Source organism: Rhizobium sp. 18065 (genome assembly GCF_902706095.1).
Taxonomy (GTDB): Bacteria; Pseudomonadota; Alphaproteobacteria; order Rhizobiales; family Rhizobiaceae; genus Allorhizobium.
This window is the reverse complement of record NZ_CACSJP010000006.1, coordinates 114,491-132,518: the sequence shown is the minus strand read 5'-3', so window position 1 is coordinate 132,518 and position 18,028 is coordinate 114,491. Positions and strand designations below refer to the sequence as shown.

Annotated in this window: 19 protein-coding genes; 15 read left to right on the top strand and 4 right to left on the bottom strand. The window is 59.3% G+C overall.

All coding sequences use genetic code 11. The features are described 5' to 3' along the window. Window positions 1–82 precede the first annotated feature (82 nt). From GVK95_RS15625 to GVK95_RS15600, 6 genes are all read left to right on the top strand, one after another. Entirely contained in the window at window positions 83–286 is a 204-nt protein-coding gene (locus GVK95_RS15625) for a DUF3126 family protein (protein WP_037074398.1), read from the top strand. Between the two features lie 204 nt (window positions 287–490). Beyond that, window positions 491–838 carry a phasin family protein gene (locus tag GVK95_RS15620; RefSeq protein WP_159951261.1) on the top strand — a complete coding sequence of 116 codons (348 nt, stop codon included), beginning with the start codon at window positions 491–493 and terminating at the stop codon, window positions 836–838. A gap of 242 nt (window positions 839–1,080) precedes the next feature. After that, window positions 1,081–1,428, top strand: coding sequence for an ATP-dependent Clp protease adapter ClpS (clpS, locus tag GVK95_RS15615; protein WP_159951259.1), 348 nt, complete (start codon window positions 1,081–1,083; stop codon window positions 1,426–1,428). A 9-nt stretch (window positions 1,429–1,437) separates the two neighbouring features. Continuing rightward, window positions 1,438–3,912 carry an ATP-dependent Clp protease ATP-binding subunit ClpA gene (gene clpA, locus GVK95_RS15610; protein WP_159951257.1) on the top strand — a complete coding sequence of 825 codons (2,475 nt, stop codon included), beginning with the start codon at window positions 1,438–1,440 and terminating at the stop codon, window positions 3,910–3,912. Between the two features lie 72 nt (window positions 3,913–3,984). Further along, a complete protein-coding gene (locus GVK95_RS15605) occupies window positions 3,985–4,752 on the top strand; it encodes an AzlC family ABC transporter permease (protein WP_159951255.1) in 768 nt (255 codons plus the stop codon). Next, complete coding sequence (locus GVK95_RS15600) at window positions 4,752–5,081, top strand: AzlD domain-containing protein (RefSeq protein ID WP_200844301.1); 330 nt, start codon at window positions 4,752–4,754, stop codon at window positions 5,079–5,081. The genes GVK95_RS15605 and GVK95_RS15600 overlap by 1 nt, the downstream gene beginning before the upstream one ends. A 76-nt stretch (window positions 5,082–5,157) precedes the next feature. On the opposite strand, the gene GVK95_RS15595 is transcribed toward GVK95_RS15600, so the two are convergent. From GVK95_RS15595 to GVK95_RS15580, 4 genes are all read right to left on the bottom strand, one after another. Further along, complete coding sequence (locus tag GVK95_RS15595) at window positions 5,158–5,583, bottom strand: HIT family protein (protein WP_159951251.1); 426 nt, start codon at window positions 5,581–5,583, stop codon at window positions 5,158–5,160. Between the two features lie 70 nt (window positions 5,584–5,653). Then, entirely contained in the window at window positions 5,654–6,853 is a 1,200-nt protein-coding gene (locus GVK95_RS15590) for a GNAT family N-acetyltransferase (RefSeq protein WP_159951249.1), read from the bottom strand. A gap of 10 nt (window positions 6,854–6,863) precedes the next feature. Next, window positions 6,864–7,595 carry a glycerophosphodiester phosphodiesterase gene (locus GVK95_RS15585; RefSeq protein ID WP_159951247.1) on the bottom strand — a complete coding sequence of 244 codons (732 nt, stop codon included), beginning with the start codon at window positions 7,593–7,595 and terminating at the stop codon, window positions 6,864–6,866. Continuing rightward, window positions 7,592–8,062 (bottom strand): RidA family protein, encoded by a 471-nt coding sequence (locus GVK95_RS15580; RefSeq protein ID WP_159951245.1) that lies wholly within the window; start codon window positions 8,060–8,062, stop codon window positions 7,592–7,594. Before GVK95_RS15580 ends, GVK95_RS15585 begins: the two co-directional genes overlap by 4 nt. Window positions 8,063–8,179: 117 nt before the next feature. Here GVK95_RS15580 and GVK95_RS15575 point away from each other — a divergent pair, with 117 nt between their 5' ends. The 9 genes from GVK95_RS15575 (at window position 8,180) to bamA (ending at window position 17,985) form a co-directional block, all read left to right on the top strand. Then, window positions 8,180–9,010 carry a cell envelope integrity EipB family protein gene (locus GVK95_RS15575; RefSeq protein ID WP_159951243.1) on the top strand — a complete coding sequence of 277 codons (831 nt, stop codon included), beginning with the start codon at window positions 8,180–8,182 and terminating at the stop codon, window positions 9,008–9,010. Between the two features lie 197 nt (window positions 9,011–9,207). Beyond that, complete coding sequence (gene rpsB / locus GVK95_RS15570) at window positions 9,208–9,975, top strand: 30S ribosomal protein S2 (RefSeq protein ID WP_007603793.1); 768 nt, start codon at window positions 9,208–9,210, stop codon at window positions 9,973–9,975. 266 nt (window positions 9,976–10,241) lie between these two features. Beyond that, window positions 10,242–11,168: a translation elongation factor Ts gene (gene tsf, locus GVK95_RS15565; protein ID WP_159951241.1), complete on the top strand. Its 927-nt coding sequence runs from the start codon at window positions 10,242–10,244 to the stop codon at window positions 11,166–11,168. Between the two features lie 97 nt (window positions 11,169–11,265). Beyond that, window positions 11,266–11,988 (top strand): UMP kinase, encoded by a 723-nt coding sequence (gene pyrH / locus GVK95_RS15560; protein ID WP_159951239.1) that lies wholly within the window; start codon window positions 11,266–11,268, stop codon window positions 11,986–11,988. A 57-nt stretch (window positions 11,989–12,045) separates the two neighbouring features. Then, window positions 12,046–12,606 carry a ribosome recycling factor gene (frr, locus tag GVK95_RS15555; protein ID WP_159951237.1) on the top strand — a complete coding sequence of 187 codons (561 nt, stop codon included), beginning with the start codon at window positions 12,046–12,048 and terminating at the stop codon, window positions 12,604–12,606. Between the two features lie 48 nt (window positions 12,607–12,654). Beyond that, window positions 12,655–13,395, top strand: coding sequence for an isoprenyl transferase (locus GVK95_RS15550; protein WP_159951235.1), 741 nt, complete (start codon window positions 12,655–12,657; stop codon window positions 13,393–13,395). 8 nt (window positions 13,396–13,403) lie between these two features. Further along, window positions 13,404–14,237 (top strand): phosphatidate cytidylyltransferase, encoded by an 834-nt coding sequence (locus GVK95_RS15545; RefSeq protein WP_200844307.1) that lies wholly within the window; start codon window positions 13,404–13,406, stop codon window positions 14,235–14,237. A 66-nt stretch (window positions 14,238–14,303) separates the two neighbouring features. After that, window positions 14,304–15,437, top strand: a complete 1,134-nt coding sequence (gene rseP, locus GVK95_RS15540; RefSeq protein WP_159951231.1) for an RIP metalloprotease RseP — start codon at window positions 14,304–14,306, stop codon at window positions 15,435–15,437. A 193-nt stretch (window positions 15,438–15,630) separates the two neighbouring features. Then, window positions 15,631–17,985, top strand: a complete 2,355-nt coding sequence (bamA, locus tag GVK95_RS15535) for an outer membrane protein assembly factor BamA (RefSeq protein WP_159951229.1) — start codon at window positions 15,631–15,633, stop codon at window positions 17,983–17,985. Window positions 17,986–18,028 lie beyond the last annotated feature (43 nt).

The window sequence follows — 18,028 nt, the reverse complement described above, 5'->3', positions numbered from 1 at the left end:
AAACTTGCCTTTGCGTCTTTACATCGGCGGAAAGGCCATGCCACAAGCGGCGCAAATCAAAGACAGCCGATGGAGAGACAGCGTGAAACCTGACGAAATCAAGAAGCTCGACGCCTATTTCAAGCGCACTTTCAACCCTTCCATGGTCGTCAAGGCCCGCCCGCGCAAGGATGACTCGGCCGAGGTCTATGTCGGCGACGAGTTTCTCGGCGTCGTCTTCAAGGACGAGGAAGACGGCGATCTGTCCTACAATTTCTCGATGGCGATCCTCGACGTCGATCTGTGATTTTCGGCTGAAGCCTTAGGTTGAAGGCGAGCTAATATATATCTTGTCATTCAATGATGTGGGGCCGCCTCGTAAGAGGGCGGCCCTTTTCTCTATGGCGAAACACAACCATGGATATTTGTGCGATGCACAATTCTACTTGACGACATTTGTGCGGCTGCTATGTTTCTGACTTCTGAAATAAAGCGCTGACGGAGGACGCAAATGATCAATTTTGATGACGCCAACAAAAAGGGCAAGGAAGCCATGGAAGGCATGCTGAAGAACTATTCGGAAGTGACGAAGGGTTTCCAGGCAATCGCTGCCGAGGCGACCGATTATTCCAAGAAGTCGTTTCAGGACGTCGCATCTTTCATGGAATCGCTGACCGGCGTGAAGAGCATGGAAGCTGCCTTCGAATTGCAGACCACCTTCATGAAATCCTCCTACGAAGGCTTCATTGCTGAGGCGACCAAGATGGGCGAGATGTATTCCGAACTCGCAAAGACGGTCTACAAGCCCTATGAGGCGCCGCTGGGTAAATCGATCGTGCCTTTCTCCACCGCCGCTTGATCGAACCTTGCGCGTAGCATGCGAGACCGGTCGTGCCCAGCACGGCCGGTCTTGCCATTTGTGGTCTCTGGTATAACCTGTAATTTCATTTTGTTGGGCTTTCCGACCCTCGTGACAAATTGTCATCGACATCGATCGGGGGGCTTAAAATCACCGAATTAAGAACTACCTTACTGTGCTGAATGTTCGTCCGCCTTTGCTGCGTAACGGCAAACAGGCCGGACAACGGAGAATGAACTGAAATGATCGCTATGCCGGTCTTCATGCAAAGCCAGCGCGACGGGGACAATGCCAACCGCGGCACCTCGGTCATCACGCGCACCAAGCCGAAGACAAAGAAGCCGAACTTGTACCGCGTCCTGCTTCTCAACGACGACTACACCCCGATGGAATTTGTCATCCATATTTTGGAGCGCTTTTTTCAGAAGGATAGGGAAGCCGCCACTCGCGTCATGTTGCAGGTCCACAATCACGGTGTGGGCGAGTGTGGTGTCTTTACCTACGAAGTTGCCGAGACCAAGGTGAGCCAAGTGATGGATTTCGCAAGGCAGCATGAGCATCCGCTTCAGTGTGTCATGGAAAAAAAGTGAGGACCAGACGTGCCAACATTTTCTCCCAGCCTCGAAAAAGCGCTGCATCAGGCACTGACCTACGCCAACGAGCGCCATCATGAATATGCGACGCTCGAACATCTGCTGCTGGCGTTGATCGACGATGCCGATGCAGCGGCGGTGATGGGGGCGTGCAACGTCAACCTCGACGCGTTGCGCAAGAATGTCTCCGAATATGTCGACAACGATCTGTCCAATCTGATCACCGGCTATGACGAGGACTCCAAGCCCACGTCCGGCTTCCAGCGCGTCATCCAGCGAGCTGTGATCCATGTCCAGTCCTCAGGTCGCGAAGAAGTGACCGGCGCAAACGTGCTCGTGGCGATCTTCGCCGAGCGCGAGAGCCACGCCGCCTATTTCCTGCAGGAACAGGAAATGACCCGCTATGACGCCGTCAACTATATCTCCCACGGCATAGGCAAGCGCCCGGGCGCTTCCCAGGTTCGCAGCCCGCGTGGCGCAGAAGAAGGCGAGGCCGAGGCCAAGCCCGGTCGCGAGCAGGAAGAGGGCGCCGCCAAGGGCAAGCAGGAGGCCCTGAAAGCCTATTGCGTCAACCTCAACGAAAAAGCCAAGACCGGCAAGATCGATCCGCTGATCGGCCGCCATTCCGAGGTCAACCGGACGATCCAGGTGCTCTGCCGCCGTTCGAAGAACAATCCGCTTTATGTCGGTGATCCCGGCGTCGGCAAGACGGCGATCGCCGAAGGCCTTGCCAAGCGTATCGTCGAGGGCAAAGTGCCGGAAGCGTTGGCGGACGCGACGATCTTCTCGCTCGATATGGGCACCTTGCTCGCCGGTACCCGCTATCGCGGTGACTTCGAGGAGCGTTTGAAGCAGGTCGTCAAGGAACTTGAGGATTATCCGGGTGCCGTGCTGTTCATCGACGAGATCCACACCGTCATCGGTGCCGGTGCTACGTCGGGCGGTGCGATGGATGCCTCGAACCTGTTGAAGCCGGCTCTGTCGTCGGGCGCGATCCGCTGCATCGGGTCGACCACCTACAAGGAATATCGCCAATTCTTCGAAAAGGACCGGGCACTGGTGCGCCGTTTCCAGAAGATCGACGTCAATGAGCCGTCGATAGACGACGCGATCGAGATCATGAAGGGCCTCAAGCCCTATTTCGAGGACTATCACAAGCTGCGTTACACCAACGAGGCGATCAAGTCGGCTGTCGAACTGTCGGCCCGCTACATTTCCGACCGCAAGCTGCCGGACAAGGCGATCGACGTGATCGACGAGACCGGTGCGGCCCAGATGCTGCTGCCGGCCTCCAAGCGCCGCAAGCTGATCACCGAGAAGGAAATCGAGGTCACCATCGCGACGATGGCCCGCATTCCGCCGAAGACGGTCTCCAAGGATGACGAGATGGTTCTCGCCAATCTGGAGAAGGAACTGCGTTCCGTCGTCTACGGTCAGGATATCGCGATCGAGGCGCTGTCGACCGCGATCAAGCTGGCCCGTGCCGGCCTGCGCGAACCGAACAAGCCGATCGGCTCCTATGTCTTCTCCGGCCCGACGGGCGTCGGCAAGACGGAAGTCGCCAAGCAACTGGCCGCCTCGCTCGGCGTCGAGATGTTGCGCTTCGACATGTCGGAATACATGGAGCGGCACACGGTTTCGCGCCTGCTCGGTGCCCCTCCCGGCTATGTCGGATTCGACCAGGGCGGTCTTCTGACCGATGGCGTCGACCAGCATCCGCACAGCGTGGTTCTGCTCGACGAGATCGAGAAGGCGCATCCGGATATCTACAATATCCTGCTGCAGGTCATGGACCATGGCTCGCTGACTGACCACAACGGCAAGAAGATCGACTTCCGCAACGTCATCCTGATCATGACGACCAATGCCGGCGCGTCCGAAATGGCGAAGTCGGCCATCGGCTTTGGCTCGTCCAAGCGCACCGGCGAGGATGAAGAGGCGATCAACCGCCTGTTCACGCCGGAGTTCCGCAACCGTCTCGATGCGATCATCCCGTTCGCGTCGCTGCCGAGCGAGGTCATTCACAAGGTCGTGCAGAAGTTCGTCATGCAGTTGGAAGCGCAGCTGTCGGAGCGCGGCGTGACCTTCGACCTGTCCGAGGCCGCCATCGCCTGGCTGGCAACGCGCGGCTATGATGAAAAGATGGGGGCCCGTCCGCTCGGTCGTGTCATCCAGGAGCATATCAAGAAGCCGCTGGCCAACGAGATCCTCTTCGGCAAGCTGAAGAAGGGCGGTCTGGTCAAGGTTGGTGTCAAGGCCGATCCCGCCGGTGAGGACATGCTCGACCTGGAGGCCATTTCCGAAGTGGCGCCTGTCAAGCCGAAGCCGGAAGCCGAAGTCGTGGCTGAAAAGTCGGCCAAGGGCAGGAAAAAGCCGGCTACCAAGGCGGCCGTTGCTGAGGATCACGGGGATACCGCCGTGATCGAGGCACCGAAGCCGGCCAAGCGCAGCGCCGTGCCGAAGGTGCCGAAGAAGAAATAAGCGTCACGCTACGCTGGACGAACCGGTGCCGGGCAATGCCCGGCACTTCTTTTTGCCGCATCGGAACAGTGCATGTCTTCGGTTTCCTCTGACCTATCCCAGACCCGCTGGTTTTTTGCCGGAATGCGCGGTCTTTTCAGCCTCCCCGCCATCATCCTGATGGTCTCCTTCGTCGGCTTTTCCGCCTTCGCCCTCGAATCCGGCATCAGCCGTTCCGAGGCGATGTTCATGACGGCGATGGTCTGGGCGCTGCCGGCCAAGATGATCCTGATCGGCACGATGACCGGTGGCGCCAATCTTCTGGCCGTGTTTCTTGCGGTCTCGCTATCCTCGATCCGTCTCATGCCGATGGTCGCTTCGCTGGTGCCGGAGATGCGAACCTCGCGCACGCCGACCTGGCTCTTGCTGCTGCTGTCGCATTTCGTTGCGATTACTGCCTGGGTCTTTGCCATGGGCCGTTTCAAGGACGTGCCGCGTGAGGGGCGGGTGGCCTTCTTTGCCGGTTTCGGCATCACGCTGGTAACCGTCAACACAGCTCTCGTTGGCGTCTGCTATGGCCTGGTCGCAGCCTTTCCGCCTGTGGTCGCAGCCGTGCTGTTTTTCCTGACGCCCGTCTATTTCATCGCGTCGATCTGGGCGACGGGCCATCAGTCCGTCGTCAAGATTGCCTTCGTCATCGGCGTCGTCTCCGGGCCTGTGCTGGCGCTGGCGGTGCCCGGCTTCGATATTCTGATCGCCGGGCTGGGTGGCGGCACGGTGGCCTATCTGATCGACCGCTATCTGGTGCGCGGCGCGCAGCCCGAACCGATGCCAGCTGTCGAGACGGATGAGGTGCTATGATGGCGGATTACGGTTTGTATCTTGTGATCATCGTTGCCGGGTGGCTCGCGACCGACATGTGGCGCTGGCTCGGCGTGATCGCCGGCAATCGGTTGCAGGAGGGGTCGGAAGCGCTGGCTTGGGTGAGGGCGGTGGCAACCGCACTGGTCATGGCGGTCACGGCCAAGCTGATCGTCTTTCCGGCCGGAACGCTTGAAAGCTCGCCCCTATGGCTGCGGCTGACCGCAGCCGGTCTCGGATTTGCAGCGTTCCTGCTGTTTGGCCAACGCGTCATCGTCGGTGTGCTCGTGCCGCTCGCAATCCTGGCGGCCGGGCTGCTCTGGCTGTAGCCATCGCCCGATCGGATCCGAGAAACGGAGTGCCCCCGGTGACGCGGGCATTCCGGTACCGTCCTGGCCGGATGGGCTAGAGAGCCGCCTTGATCTTCTCGGCATTCGCCTTCAGCACCTCGATATCCTCCATGCCGCCGGTATGCGGCTTCAACGGCAGGCCGTCATGGCGCGGAATGACATGGAAATGCAGGTGGAAGACGGTCTGGCCGGCGGCAGGCTCGTTGAACTGCGCGACATAGACTCCGTCTGCGTCAAACGCTTCCTTGGCGGCGCTTGCAAGTTTCTGTACCACAGGCATCAGCGTGACCAGAACGGCCGGATCGGCGTCTAGAAGATTGCGTGAACCCTGTTTCGGGATGACCAGAAGATGCCCCGGCGCCTGCGGCATGACATCCATGAAGGCAAGTGTGTCTTCGTCCTCGTAAAGCTTCACCGAAGGGATGTCGCCTTTCAGGATCTTGGCGAAGATGTTGTTCGGGTCGTAGGCGGAAATGCTCATCGTCTGTCTCCTCGATTGTGAAGGCCATTAAAGGCAAGCCGTGCCCCGGATCAAGCCGGGCGACACTTGCCTAGACGTCAAATTCTTCCCCGTCGCGGGCCTGCCGTTCGCCCTTGCGAAATGGCGTATGCTCGTCGAGATAATCGCCCATCTGTTCCACCTCGCGTCGCTCGTGTTCGAGATAGTCGCCCACGGCGCGCCTCAGGCCGGCATGGGCAATGAAATGGGCCGAATGGGTGACGACCGGCTGGTAGCCGCGCGCCAGCTTGTGCTCTCCCTGCGCCCCGGCCTCGACGCGCGCCAGGCCCTTGGCGAGGGCGAAATCGATCGCCTGATGATAGCAGACCTCGAAATGCAGATAGGCATGGTCTTCGATACAGCCCCAGTGCCGGCCGTAAAGCGCATCTGAACCGATGAAGTTGATCGCGCCGGCGATATAACGGCCATTGCGCCTGGCCATCACCAGCAACACGTCGTCGGCCATGCGTTCGCCGATCAGCGAGTAGAAGTCGCGGGTGAGGTAAGGGCGCCCCCATTTGCGGCTGCCGGTATCCATGTAGAAGGCGAAGAACTGATCCCAGATCTCCTCGGTCAGGTCCTTGCCTGTCAGCCAGTCGATCGTGATGCCGTTCTCCAGCGCATTGCGACGCTCCTTGCGCAGGTTCTTGCGCTTGGAGGACGATAGCTCGGCCAGGAAGGCCTCGTGGTCAGCGTAACCCTTGTTGAGGAAGTGGAACTGCTGATCCATGCGATGCAGAAATCCGGATTCCGTAAGGGAAGAAAGCTCGCCTTGCGGAATGAAAGTCACATGCGCCGAGGACAGTCCAAGCTCGGCCGTCACCTGGCGCAGCCCCTGTGCCAGCAAGCTGGAGACACGGCCGATTTCCTCCCCCTCGCGCACCAGAAGTCGCGGGCCGGTGGCAGGTGTAAAAGGCGTGCACGCCTGTAGCTTGGGGTAGTATTTGCCCCCGGCGCGCTGGAAGGCATCGGCCCAGCTGTGGTCGAAGACATATTCCCCCTGGCTGTGGCTCTTCAGATAACAGGGGATCGCCCCGATCAGTTCGCCGTCATCCTCGAGCAGCAGGTGATGGCCAAGCCAGCCGGTCTCCGCCACGGCTGAGCCGGACTCCTCCAGCGACGACAGGAAGGCATGCGAGCTGAAGGGATTGTAGCTTGGTCCGGAGCGTGAAGCTCCGGACAATCTGGCCCATTTCGCCGGATCGATTTCCGAAAAGGAACGGACTATGCGGATCGTTACCTCGTCTGCCATGGATCTCCCGTCAGGCAATCGCCGGCGAGGTCCGCGGGTCGAAGCCTTCGAATGTCATCTGATCAGCATATGTATAGGTCTGCGCCCGCATGATTTCATCCCTGACGGTCCAGGTAATGACCGGTGTGCCTTTTTCACGCAAGGCGGTGATAAAGCTATTGGGCAGATGCGCGACCGCGTAGGAGACAAAATCGAGCCCGAGCGCCATCGCCTCTTCATGCGCCTCGAACTGCTCTGGCCGCGCCCCTTCGGCCGTAAGACCGACCGGGTAGGGGCAGTCCACGGCCTTCAACGCACGCAACAGGTGATAGTCGAAGCTCATCAGCGCCACCTTGCCCTGATAACCCTCCAGGACCTCAAGGACGCTTTCAACGAAGCCATCGTCCTGCTCGGCGTCGATGCCCTTGAGTTCGATGACCAGCGGTACGCGGCCGTTCACAAGGTTCAGCATCTTCTTCAATGTCGGGATCCGGTCGGATGTGCCGCCGATCGACATCATGCCCAGTTCTACCGCGGTACGCTCGCGAACCTCGCCCGCAAGGCTGCACAGCCGTTGCAGGTCATGGTCGTGAAACACGACCGGCACGCTGTCGGACGACAGCTGGATGTCGCATTCGATGGCAAAGCCGGCCTCGATCGCCCGTGAAAACGCCGAAAGCGTATTTTCCCAGACGGCCTTGTTCATGTCGTGGAAACCGCGATGGGCGACCGGAACGTTTTTGATCCAGTCGGTGCTGCTCACAGCTTGATCTCCAGGATGGCGTCGATCTCGACGGCAGCATTGAGCGGCAGCGAGGCCATGCCGACTGCGGCGCGCGCATGTTTGCCGGCTTCGCCGAGAACCTTGGCGATCAGGTTGGATGCGCCGTTGATCACCAGATGCTGTTCGACAAAGCTCGGAGCCGAGGCGACGAAGCCATTCAGCTTGATGACACGGGTGATGCGCGACAGGTCTCCGGCAAGCGCAGCGCTTGCCTGGGCCAGGATGTTGATGGCGCAGAGTTCGGCCGCGCGCTGGGCATCGGCCAGCATGACATCGGCACCGACAATGCCGGTGACCGCAATTTTGCCGCCTTCGATGGGTAGTTGGCCCGACAGATAAAGCAGATTGCCGCTGATCACATAAGGCACATAGTTGGCCGCTGGCGCTGCTGCTTCGGGTAGGGTGATTCCCAATGCCTGGAGGCGGCTGTCGATGGTATCGGACATGTGAATTTCCCGGTCTTGTTGATAAACAGTGCGAAAGAGAACGCGGACAAAAGCATGTCTCGCTTTTGCCGAATGTGTTCTTATAACATCGATGGCGAGTCCAACAGGAGGTGATCGATGTTTCGTTCCCGCATGGCCCTTGTCGCCACAGCCACCCTTGCGTCAAGCATGGGGCTTGGTCCCGTGCAAGCTGCGGGCGTGATCGGTTTGGCACCTCATCGTGCCATCTACGACGTCGTTCTCAAGGAAGCCTCCGACCGCTCCGGCATTGAAAGCGTGCGCGGTCGCATGGTCTACGAGTTCAACGGCTCGACCTGCAAGGGCTACAATACCCAGTTTCGTTTCGTCACCCGCATCGATGTCGGCGACGGCGTCCGGGTGACCGATCAGCGAAGCTCGACCTTCGAGGATGTCGCCGGCGGCAAGTTCCGTTTCGACAACAAGTCCTTCACCGACGATCAGCTGGACAAGGATGTCACCGGTGCGGCTTCCGATACCGACGGCAAGGTCAAGATCGAACTGACCGGTCCCGACAAGCGTGCCGTCGAACTGGCAGACAGCCGGTTTCCCGCCGAACATATGCTGGAAGTGATCGCCCTGGCGCGCAAGGGCCAGCGTGTGTTCGAATCGCGCATCTTCGATGGTTCGGAAGACGGCGACCAGACATTCCTGACCACCACCGTCGTTGGCGCAGCGCAAAAGGCGACCGGTGCCGATCCCGAGGTCAAGGCCGTCGCGCCCTTGGCCGGTGCCGACTACTGGCCGGTCTCGATTGCCTATTTCGACGAAAAGGCGAAGGGCGATCAGTTGCCGATCTACAGCCAGTCCTTCAAGCTTTACGACAATGGCGTCACCCGTGATCTGACCCTGGACTATGGCGACTTCATTCTGTCGGGAAAGCTGACCAAGCTGGAACTGCTCGGCAAGACGGATGGCGACTGCAAATAGGTTGCGAAACCGGGTTGCTGTTGAGGTTTTCCGCCGATAGTGCTTGATTTTCACCGCCTGCCCCTGTATGGGCGGCTTCATTCCACACGTAAGGCTTGGGATTGTCCGGGAGAAATCCGGATGGTTCCGCCCGGTGGCATCTTCGAAGAGGATGCTGTTCGCCTTGCGGAGGTTCAACCGGAAAAGGATAACTAGGCATGGCATTGCCCGATTTCTCTATGCGCCAGCTTCTCGAAGCTGGCATTCACTTCGGCCACCAGACTCACCGCTGGAACCCGAAGATGAAGCCGTACATCTTCGGCGATCGTAACAACATTCACATCATCGACCTGGCTCAGACCGTACCGATGCTGTCGCGCGCCCTGCAGGTCGTGTCCGACACCGTTGCTCGCGGCGGTCGCGTTCTGTTCGTCGGCACCAAGCGCCAGGCGTCGGAAATCATCGCTGACAGCGCCAAGCGTTCGGCCCAGTACTACGTCAACTCCCGCTGGCTCGGCGGCATGATGACCAACTGGAAGACCATTTCGAACTCGATCGCTCGCCTGCGCAAGCTCGACGAAATTCTCGCTTCGGACGCTTCCGGCTATTCCAAGAAGGAACGCCTGAACCTCGAGCGCGAACGCGAAAAGCTCGACAAGGCCCTCGGCGGTATCAAGGACATGGGCGGCACGCCGGACCTGATGTTCATCATTGACACCAACAAGGAAAAGATCGCGATCGACGAAGCCAAGCGCCTCGGCATCCCGGTTGTTGCCGTCATCGACTCGAACTGCGATCCGGACCTGATCGATTACGCGATCCCGGGCAACGACGACGCTTCGCGCGCCATCGCTCTGTACTGCGACCTGATCGCACGCGCTGCCATCGACGGCATCGCTCGCCAGCAGGGCGCTTCCGGTCGTGATATCGGCGCATCTGCCGAAACGCCGATCGAGCCGGCTCTGGAAGCTGAATCCGAAGCTTGATGCTTCACGCGGCGGATTTGCGTCCGCCGCGACTTCCCGAACAGGGAACTGCCGCCCGCAAGCTCGCTTGAGCAACGGGCGGCTTCCGTTCTTCCGGCATTTGCTTTCTGCGTGAGAGCAGGCCATCGAAGACGGCTGATTTTTTCCGTGGTGACCCGCTTCATCACGTTGTCACACTTCCGGGTACATTTCGTCCCCCAAACAGGGTGCAGTCCATGATCCCCGCGGATGATTGGTGCACCGCCTGAACAGACAAGAGGCACACAATGGCTGAAATCACTGCAGCACTGGTAAAGGAACTGCGCGAAAAGTCCGGCGCAGGCATGATGGATTGCAAGAAGGCTCTGATCGAGAACAACGGCGACGTCGAAGCCTCGATCGACTGGCTGCGCGCCAAGGGCATCTCCAAGGCCGACAAGAAGTCTGGCCGCACCGCCGCTGAAGGCCTGGTCGCCATTGCCGGCGCCGGTCACAAGGCCGTCATCGTCGAGCTGAATTCGGAAACCGACTTCGTTGCCCGTAACGATGCCTTCCAGGAACTCGTCCGCGGCATTGCCAATGTTGCCCTGTCCACCGACGGTTCGGTTGAAGCCATTTCGGCCGCAACCTATCCGGCTTCCGGCAAGCCGGTTGTCGATACCATCAAGGACGCGATCGCGACCATCGGCGAGAACATGACGCTGCGTCGTGCAGCCAAGCTCGAAGTCGAGCACGGCGTCGTTGCGACCTACATCCACAACGCTGCCGGCGACGGCATCGGCAAGCTCGGCGTTCTGGTTGCCCTGAAGTCGGAAGGCGACAAGGCTGTCCTGACCTCCATCGGCCGCCAGGTTGCCATGCACATCGCGGCGACCAACCCGCTCGCCATCCGCGCCGAGGAAGTTGATGCGACTGTCGCCGAGCGCGAACGCAACGTCTTCATCGAGCAGGCACGCGAATCCGGCAAGCCGGAAGCGATCATCGAAAAGATGGTCGAAGGCCGCATGCGCAAGTTCTTCGAAGAAGTAGCCCTTCTGTCGCAGGCTTTCGTGATCAACCCCGACCTGACGGTCGGCGATGCGATCAAGGCTGCCGAAAAGGAAGCCGGCGCATCGATCGAAGTCACCGGCATGGCACGTCTTCTCCTCGGCGAAGGCGTCGAGAAGGAAGAAAGCGACTTCGCTGCCGAAGTGGCCGCTGTCGCCAAGGGCTGATTGCAAACACGCTCCTTCTTTAGGGAAAACATCGGGCATCGCGTGACAACGCGGTGCCCTTCGTGTATCCGGCTGAGAGTTGAATTCGGGAGCTTACATGACTGCCAAACCACTGTTCAAACGCGTTCTCCTGAAGTGCTCCGGCGAAGCCCTGATGGGCAGCCAGGGATTCGGGATCGATGTTGCGGTCGCCGACCGCATCGCGGGTGATATTGCCGAAGCCCGCAACATGGGCGTCGAAGTGGGTATCGTTGTCGGCGGCGGCAACATTTTCCGTGGCGTGGCTGTTGCCTCCAAGGGCGGCGACCGGGTCACCGGCGACCACATGGGCATGCTGGCGACGGTCATCAACGCGCTGGCGCTGGCGACGTCTCTGCGCAAGCTCGACATCGACACGGTCGTCCTGTCGGCGATTGCCATGCCGGAGATCTGTGAGAGCTTTTCCCAGCGCGTCGCGATCCACCATCTGTCCCAGGGCAGGGTGGTGATCTTCGCCGGCGGCACCGGCAATCCGTTCTTTACCACCGATTCCGCTGCCGCCCTGCGCGCTGCCGAAATGGGTGCGCAGGCCATTTTCAAGGGCACCCAGGTCGACGGCATCTATTCCGCCGATCCGAAGAAGGACCCGGCGGCCACCCGCTTCGATCGCCTGACCCATGATGAAGTCCTGCAGAAGGGGCTTGCCGTCATGGATGTGGCTGCGGTTGCGCTGGCCCGCGAAAATCATATTCCGATTATCGTCTTTTCCATCCATGAAAAGGGCGGTTTCGGCGAGATCCTTTCGGGTCGTGGTCTGATGACCATCGTCACCGACAATTGAAATGGCCAGGGCGCGCTCTGAGGAGCCGCCGGCCGCAAGACCAATGGGAGAGCCATTATGACTGCAGGGGTTGATCTCAACGATCTGAAGCGTCGCATGGACGGCGCCATCAATGCCTTCAAGCACGATATCGCGTCGCTGCGCACCGGCCGTGCCTCGGCCAATATTCTCGATCCGGTCACCGTCGACGCCTACGGTTCGCGCGTACCGTTGAACCAGGTGGCCAACGTCACCGTTCCCGAGCCGCGCATGCTTGGCATCTCCGTCTGGGACAAGTCGATGGTCAGCGCCGTCGACCGTGCGATCCGCGAAGCCAATCTCGGCCTGAACCCGATCATGGACGGCCAGAACCTGCGCATTCCCTTGCCGGAACTGAACGAAGAGCGCCGCAAGTCGCTTGTCAAGGTTGCGCATGACTATGCCGAAAAGGCCAAGGTTGCGATCCGCCACGTCCGTCGTGACGGCATGGAAGGCCTGAAGAAGGCCGAGAAGGATGGCACGATCGGCCAGGACGAAAGCCGTTCGAAGTCCGAGAAGGTGCAAAAGATGACCGACGACACGATTGTTGACGTCGATCGCTTGCTCGCCGACAAGGAAAAGGAAATCATGCAGGTATAGGATGCATTTGCGCATCTGGACCTGTATTGCCGCTTGGACCTGAACCACATGTCGACAGCACAAAATCGCGCCGCTCCGGAGCATGTTGCGATCATCATGGATGGCAACGGCCGCTGGGCCAATGCCCGTGGCCTGCCCAGGGCCCTTGGCCATCGCAAGGGCGTCGAAGCGGTGCGCGAGACGGTGCGCGCGGCACGCGAGGCAGGCATCGGCTTCTTGACATTGTTTGCCTTTTCTTCCGAGAACTGGCGTCGGCCGGAAGCGGAGGTCAACGAACTTTTCGGCCTGCTGAAGACCTTCATCCGTCGGGACCTTGCGGATTTGAACCGCGGCAATGTTCGCATCCGCATCATCGGTGATCGCGTGCGTCTGCGCGACGACATTCGTGACCTGCTGCTGGAAGCGGAACAAGCCACCACCGCCAACACAGGCCTCACACTGGTCATCGCATTCAACTATGGCGCGCGGGACGAGATTGCACGCGCAGCGGCGCACCTTGCTGCAGAAGTCCAGGCCGGCCGGCTCAAAGCAGATGAAATTGATGCGCAGAAGCTGAACGACAGTCTCGATACGGCGGGCATTCCCGATCCGGACCTGATCATCCGCACCAGTGGCGAGGAGAGGCTGTCGAATTTCCTCCTCTGGCAGGCGGCCTATGCCGAACTGATGTTCGTGCCGGAATACTGGCCGGATTTCACGCCGGAAATCTTCTATGCGGCTTTGGAACGTTATGCCGCACGCGACCGGCGTTTCGGGGGCATTGCGCCCGCCATGGCGACCGGCTCGTGATGGCCAGGATGTCCCGAGAACTGACGCTCCGCATCTATTCCGCCATCGTCATGATCCTGGTTGTGCTGGTTGCAACCTGGTTCGGCGGCGTCGCCTTCCGCATCCTGGCGGCTGTCATAGGCCTGCTCGTCTACTACGAGTGGTCCAAAATGACACGCCTTGCCGAGCACAACATGCGCGGACATGCGTTCGGCTGGTTTTCGATGGTGCTGATTGCTCTGAACCTTGTTTTCGGCGCGGCGGACCTCAATGTGCCGCTGTTTGCCGGGCTAGTGGTCACCGCAGCGCTGCCTTCTCTCTTCGGACGCTGGAGCTGGTGGCAGGCCGGCGGCATTTTCTATTCCGGCTTGAGCGCGATTTCTTTGTCCGCGATCCGCGGGGAAGATACGCTCGGCCTGGTCGCGATGCTGTTCGTGTTCATCATCGTCTGGTCGACCGACATTCTCGCCTATTTCGTCGGGCGCGCGATCGGCGGCCCGAAGCTTGCGCCCCGCATCTCGCCCGGCAAGACATGGTCCGGCGCGATTGGCGGGACCGTTGCTGGTGTAGCTGGCGGCATCGGCGTCGCGCTGATGCATTTTCAGGATGTGGGTGTCTGGATACCGGCGGTCGCTCTGGCGCTGTCTGTTTCGAGCCAGATTGGCGACCTGTTCGAATCCTTTATCAAGCGCCGATTTGGTGTGAAGGACTCCAGCAAGCTGATTCCTGGGCACGGCGGCGTCATGGATCGTGTCGACGGCCTTGTATTTGCCTGTTTTGCAGCATTCTTTCTTGCCATAGGTTTCTCCGCAGGCGGCGGCGGCTCGGTAGTCTCTCTGGGAGCCTTCCTGTTCGGCCTTTGAATATGGCTGATCGGGGCAGGGCTGACGTTTAACCTTTCGCGGCCATAGGCCGTTTGGAAACGGAACATGGATCACATCACCTCAGTCTTCGGCTTTCTCGGCGGCTACATTCTTCCCTACATCGTCATCCTGTCGCTGCTCGTCTTCATCCACGAGCTTGGGCACTATCTGGCGGGTCGGTGGTCGGGCATTCGGGTTCTGGCGTTTTCCGTCGGCTTCGGTCCGGAACTGGTCGGCTTTACCGACAAGCACGGAACACGCTGGAAAATCTCAGCTATTCCGCTTGGCGGCTATGTTCGATTTTTCGGCGATGCAGATGCTGCAAGCCGGCCGGACAGCGAGGAACTGGCGCAACTGACCGATGAAGAGAAGGCGCAGACGCTTGGCGGTGCCGCGCTGTGGAAGCGTGCAGTTACTGTTGCCGCAGGACCGATCGCCAATTTCGTCCTCGCGATCTTCATCTTCGCCGTCATGTTTGCGACGATGGGGAAATCGGTTGCAGATCCTGTCGTTGCCGAATTGAAGCCCGGCAGCGTGGCGGAAGCGGTCGGCATCAAGCCCGGCGATATTCTGGTCGCCCTGGATGGAAGGCGCATTGAAACCTTCGATGAGGTCGTGCGCTATATCAGCATGCGTCCGGAGCTTCCGGTCAAGGTAACCGTCCGGCGTGCCGAAAGCGAACTCGACTTCGACATGGTGCCCCGGCGTGCGGTGATCGCCGACAGCTTCGGCAACGAGATGGAAGTTGGCCAGATCGGCATTATCACCAATCAAAGTTCCGGCAACTTCCGCGTCGTCGAACTGTCGCCACTCCAGGCCGTCTGGGAGGGCTTTCGCCAGACCGGTCACATCATCACGGGCACGTTCGATTACATCGGCAACATGATTGCCGGCCGTATGAATGCTGACCAGTTGGGCGGTCCGGTACGCGTCGTTCAAGCCTCGGGTGAAATGGCGACGCTGGGCGTTATCGCTCTGTTAAATCTAGCTGCTGTTCTTTCGGTTTCCCTGGGGCTTTTGAATTTGATGCCAGTTCCGGTCCTTGACGGCGGGCATCTGGTTCTCTACGCGATTGAAGCTGTGCGAGGCAGACCAGTCGGTCCCGGTGCGCAGGAAATCGCCTTTCGTATTGGACTGGCAATGATCCTGTCGCTGATGGTTTTTGCGACCTGGAATGACATTAGCCGGTTGATCGGATAGGGCCTGACTTGTATTGCGCGAAAGGATTTGTTTACGCTGTTTCAAACTCGTAGTGGCGATTAGGCCACTGATTGAAATGAAGTAAACAGAAATTAACGTCCGCACTTGCTTGTAGGGTAAAACCCGTTAAAACCACACACGGGCCGGAGTCGGGGTACGGCTGCGGGACAATTGAAGAAGGTAAAGTATACACATGAAGGCTGGTTCAAGATTTTTGAACGCAGTATCGGCGGTCGCGCTGTCTGCTGGTATCGTGTCTTCGGGAGCGGGTGTTGCCGTACTTGTATCGGCTGTAGCAGCCGAGGCCGCAGTGGTTCGCAGTATCGATGTGCGTGGCGCCCAGCGAGTTGGCGCCGAGGCTGTTCGCTCCAACCTGTCGATCAAGACGGGCGAGAGCTTCTCGAACGCCGACATCGATGAATCGGTCAAGCAGCTTTATGCCACCGGCTTTTTCTCGGATGTGCGCATTTCAGTGTCCGGCGGCACGCTCGTCGTGACGGTCGTGGAAAATCAGCTGATCAATCAGGTGGTGTTCAACGGTAACCGCAAGATCAAGGACGACAAGCTGGTCGGTCTGGTTCAGACGCAGCCGATGGGTCCGTATAGCGACAGCCTGATTGCGGCTGACATTCAGCGCATCAAGGAAGCTTATGCTGCGATCGGTCGCAGTGACGTCGATGTGACCACGCAGGTGGTCCCGGTCACTGAAGGTCGCGTCAATCTTGCTTTCGTCATCAACGAAGGTGAGCGCACCAAGATCAGCCAAATCAATTTTGTTGGCAACAACGCCTATTCCGATGGTCGTCTGGCTTCCGTGCTGAACACCAAGGAATCGGGCATGCTGTCCTTCCTGACTCGCAAAGACGTCTATAACGAGGACAAGCTGCGCGCGGACGAAGAAGTATTGCGCCAGTTCTACTACAACCACGGTTATGCCGACTTCCGCGTGATCTCGTCTGAGGCGACGCTGAATGAAGCTGGCAACGAATATGTCATCAATATCACTGTTGATGAAGGTGCCCGCTACAAGTTCGGCAATGTCGCGGTGGAATCCACCGTTGACGGCATCGATGGCAAGGAGCTTGAAGGTCTGCTGGAAACCAATCCGGGCAGCACCTACAGCGCTCGCGACGTACAGAAGTCGATGGAAGCCATCTCGCGCCGTGTCTCGGCTGCCGGTTATCCGTTCGCCCGCGTTGTTCCGCGTGGTGACCGCAATTTTGAAACCAACACCATCGGCGTCACCTATCTGGTCGATCAGGGTGAACGCGCCTATGTCGAGCGCATCGAGGTTCGTGGCAACACCCGTACCCGTGACTTCGTCATTCGCCGCGAATTCGATATTTCCGAAGGCGACGCCTTCAACCAGGAAACCATTTCGCGTGCCAAGCGTCGTCTTGAAGCCCTCGGTTTCTTCTCGTCCGTCAACATCTCGACCCAGGCCGGCAGTGCATCTGACCGCGTCATCGTGATTGTCGACGTTCAGGATCAGCCGACCGGTTCGTTCGGTGTTGGCGCCGGTTATTCCGTCGGCGATGGTGGACTGGTTCTGGAAGCATCGGTGGAAGAAAAGAACTTCCTTGGTCGTGGCCAGTTCATCCGCGTGGCTGCCGGTGGCGGCTTCGACGATACGCAGACCTACAACTTCTCGTTCACCGAGCCTTATTTCCTCGGTTACCGTCTTGCCGCCGGCTTCGACCTCTTCAAGAGCTCGACCAGCAGCAATTCCTACTACGACTACGAAGAGCAGGGTGGCACGATCCGTGTGACCGCGCCGATCACCGAAGATCTGGCGACCACGATCCGCTACACCTACAAGGAGCTTGAGTACATCAATGATGGCGCTTACGGTGCCGATGGTGTCTCCGGTGGTGGCGATGACCAGCTTGCTGCGCCTTATATCGATCTGATCGATGGCAGCCCGTGGAAGCAGTCGATCCTCGGCAACACGTTCGTCTACAACACCGTGGACGACAGGCAGAACCCGCATGATGGCCTCTTTGTCAGCGTCACGCAGGAATATGCAGGCCTGGGCGGTGATTCCGACTTCTACAAGCTCTATGGCCGCGCCCGCATGTACCACACGCTGTCGGATGAATACGACTTGGTCGGTTCGATCGCAGCATCTGCTGGTCACGTCATGCCGACCAACGGCGATCTGAATGTCTTCGATCAGTTCAAGATCGGCGGCAAGGAAATCCGTGGCTTCGAAAACGATGGTATCGGTCCGCGCATCGGTGGCGACTCGATCGGTGGCACGACTTACTTCGCTGCATCCGCCGAAGCGACCTTCCCGATGCCTCTCATCCCGCAGGATCTCAACTTCCGCGGCGCAGTCTTCGCAGATGCCGGTACCCTTTACGGTAACGACGTCTCGAACAGTGCAGGTGTCGTCGGTACGGATCTGACGATCCGTGCGTCGGTCGGTGCGGGTATCCTGTGGAATTCGCCTTTCGGTGCCCTGCGCCTCGACTACGCGGTTCCGGTTGCCAAGGAAGACTTCGACGAAGTGCAGGAGTTCCGCTTCAGCATGGCGAACCAGTTCTAAGACTGGCGGTCCAGAACTGCTGACTGAATGACGTTCTGGAGCG